Source organism: uncultured Boseongicola sp., assembly GCF_937988555.1.
GTDB lineage: Bacteria > Pseudomonadota > Alphaproteobacteria > Rhodobacterales > Rhodobacteraceae > Boseongicola.
This window is the reverse complement of record NZ_CALJXO010000338.1, coordinates 1-2,940: the sequence shown is the minus strand read 5'-3', so window position 1 is coordinate 2,940 and position 2,940 is coordinate 1. Positions and strand designations below refer to the sequence as shown.

The following is a 2,940-nucleotide window of genomic DNA, read 5'->3' as shown; positions in this document are numbered from 1 at the left end:
GTTCGGTGTTACGTGTCAGGGCACCAAGTGAGATATCGATGCGATCCGATACAAGAAAAGGCACGCGCTGTGGCGTTTCCGTTGGGACCCACTCCACTTCAACTCCGATCGCCCCGGCGAGTGCATTGCCAACGTCGATATCGAAGCCTTCCCATTCGCCCGCGTCGTTTCGTGTGCTCATGTTGGGGAAATTCGGGTTAATCCCGATTCGAATTACGCCGTCCGAAAGGATGTCGTCGAGGCTCTTCGCCTGGACACCTGTTGCCGCGAAAGCGGCAAGGGCTAGACCAGCCACGCCTGCAATGAATTGTCTCTTGAGCATTCTTATTTCTCCCGTTTGGATCGACCCGTTGCGGGCCCTGTTCAGACAGCTGTTCGGTTCTATCGCCCGAATTGTGCGCAAAACGAACTATTGTGCGAGACCAAGTTCAGCGAGAACCCCTCGGGTGTCAATCCTGTTCATGAACTTGCTAAGTTCGCGAAATTCGATCCACCATCTTGACGCACGTCTGATCAATTTCAGTGGGTTTTCCACAACGGGCGCAACTGATAAATCAATCAGCCGCCGCAGGTGAAGTATTCTGGCGCTGTTTGATGCATAGAAGAACGAGCGCTTTTTCGTGATGTACGATGCACCCTGCTAATGCGTTCGCCATTGTTGCATTCAAAAAGCGATACCGCCCCTGTGAGCCCCTGGTTAACCGGAATTTCCGGAGGCTGCTGGGTTTGCCGGTTGTTTCTCCGGGACAATACACCTGCGTGCACGTCTATGATCAGAGAACCCCACAGCCTATTGTCGCACGACAATCGCGTCGGCCTCAATTTCAACCTCATAGGGTCCGATAAGGTCAACACCTCCAAATAACGTGTTCGCGGGCAGCACGTCAGCGAAGACATGAGCGTGCACAGCCGACACGACTTCCCAGTCCGAGGAATTGCGCAGGTAAATTCGGGTTCGGATGACATCGGTGATGTCGCCTCCCAAGCTTTCTACGGCTCCGAGGATCTTGTCGAGGATATAAATCGTCTGCCCTTCCGCATCGCCCGGGCAAACCGGATCGCCACTCGGCGTCGTCGCAGTCGTGCCGCTGACCGCGATATGCCGACCATCCCGAACGGCGCGCGAGAACCCTGCCTTCGTCTCCCAGACAGACCCGCTGACTGCGCGTGTGCGTTTGGCGGGCCCTGGCACCTCGATCACGGGGAAGACTGGGGGCAACGCATTCAGATGGTGGCTGAGATCGCCAGAGGCGGTCAGAAAAGGCGGCTTGCGGTATTCGTCGCCGCAGTCGCCGGGGATGTCGGCCAGGTTGTTTATGGCGACATCAATGGACGCGCGATCCTCATCATCGAACGTCAATCCAAGTGCCCTGAGATTGTCGCTGCGATGTTGGGTCTCTCCCAGCCGCGCGCCGATAATCGTCGCACGCACCGCAGCGTGATCCAGAACCCAAGCGGAAGCCACGTTCGAAATCGAAACACCGTGCTTTTCAGCAACTTCGCCGAGTGTTTCCAGTAGGTCCTGATAGACCGGCCAGCCCCCTGCTGCGTCTATGAACCGCTTGTACTTCATTCGGCTCCAGTCCTCGATTTCGACGGGTTCGTCGCTGCCCGACCATCGGGATGACAGAAACCCACCGGCGAGGGTGCCAAAAGCCAAAATTGCCACGTCATGCTTGCGAGCAACTGCGGACAACTCGCGCACGGCACGGCGATCAAGCAAAGAAAAGCACACTTGATTGGAGGCAATCTCGATGCCGTTCGAGATAAGCATCTTCAGGTGTGCGGCGTCGAAATTTGTCAGGCCGATTTCACGAATTAGACCTTCTTCCCGCAAACGCATCAGGTGCTCCATCGCATCCAAATACTCCGGCGAGGTATACAACCACCAATGAAGCTGCATCACGTCGATGCTTTCGACCTTCAGCCGCGCCAGCGCGGTCTCGACACCCTCGCGAACCACTCCGGCGGTCATTGCGCCTGGTTCGGGACACCATTTTGTCAGGATTGTCGGAGGTGCCTCACCGGCGTCGCGCATCTCCTTGTGCACCATCCCTGCGACGACTTCGGCATTGCCGTAGTGATCGGCCATATCAAAGGTATCGAAACCCGCCCTCGCATAGGCCAGCAAATCCTCTGCCGCCTTATCAAGGTCGAATGGCTTACCATCCCTTTCCTGATCGGCCATTTGCCATAAGCCGGTGATCAGTCGACGGATTGGTATGCGTCCCAAAGTGGTTTGGTCTGGCACTTCCATAATATCACTTTCCCATTTCCGAACTTGTGTGCGCATATTGAGGATGCCTTCAACCCGCTAAAGATCAATAGATGCGCATTGGACTTATCGTGAATCCGAATTCTGGCCTGGGCGGTGCTGTGGGTCTGAAAGGGACTGACGGACCTGACACAGTGGCTGAGGCCCTTCGGCGGGGGGCAACTCCGCAGGCAGGCTTGCGAACCCGGACGGCACTGGAATTGCTCACCAGGCGCGTTCCAAAAGCGACGCTGTTCATTGCGCCCGGTCGTCTTGGTGCGGATTGGGCAATGGGGTTGCCGTTGGATCTTCGCCTTTCTCGGCAACGGAGCCTGACCGGCGCTGGGTACGACACGCAGCAGGCAGTTCTGGATTTGCCACCGGTTGATGTCATTGTTTTTGCGGGCGGCGACGGGACCGCGCGAGATGTGATGTCTGTCATTCCCGAAGGCGCGGCCATCCTTGGCATTCCTTGCGGGGTCAAGATGCATTCAGGCGTCTTCGCAGTTACGCCAAGCGCGACGGGTTCGATGATGGCCGATCTGCTGAGCAATCAGGATCGAATCGAGTGGCAAAATGAAGCCGAGATCATGGACATCGATGAAGCCGGGTTGCGCGCGGGCGTGATTGCTCCACGGCTTTATGGGCTCGCGCGCACTCCCGTCTCGCGCACTCTGATGCAGGCT

General features: G+C 57.0%; 3 protein-coding genes. 1 reads left to right on the top strand and 2 read right to left on the bottom strand.

Annotated features, from left to right (window positions below; translation table 11 throughout):
- Together Q1B15_RS20010 and Q1B15_RS20005 are read right to left on the bottom strand one after the other, a co-directional pair.
- The coding region (locus Q1B15_RS20010) for a transporter substrate-binding domain-containing protein (RefSeq protein WP_299757223.1) at positions 1 to 322 on the bottom strand (322 nt) is incomplete at its 3' end.
- 468 nt (positions 323 to 790) lie between these two features.
- Positions 791 to 2,293 carry an aldo/keto reductase gene (locus tag Q1B15_RS20005; RefSeq protein WP_299757220.1) on the bottom strand — a complete coding sequence of 501 codons (1,503 nt, stop codon included), beginning with the start codon at positions 2,291 to 2,293 and terminating at the stop codon, positions 791 to 793.
- A 35-nt stretch (positions 2,294 to 2,328) separates the two neighbouring features.
- On the opposite strand from Q1B15_RS20005, the gene Q1B15_RS20000 reads away from it, so the two are divergent.
- Positions 2,329 to 2,940: NAD(+)/NADH kinase (locus Q1B15_RS20000; RefSeq protein ID WP_299757218.1), on the top strand; the 612-nt coding region annotated here is incomplete at its 3' end.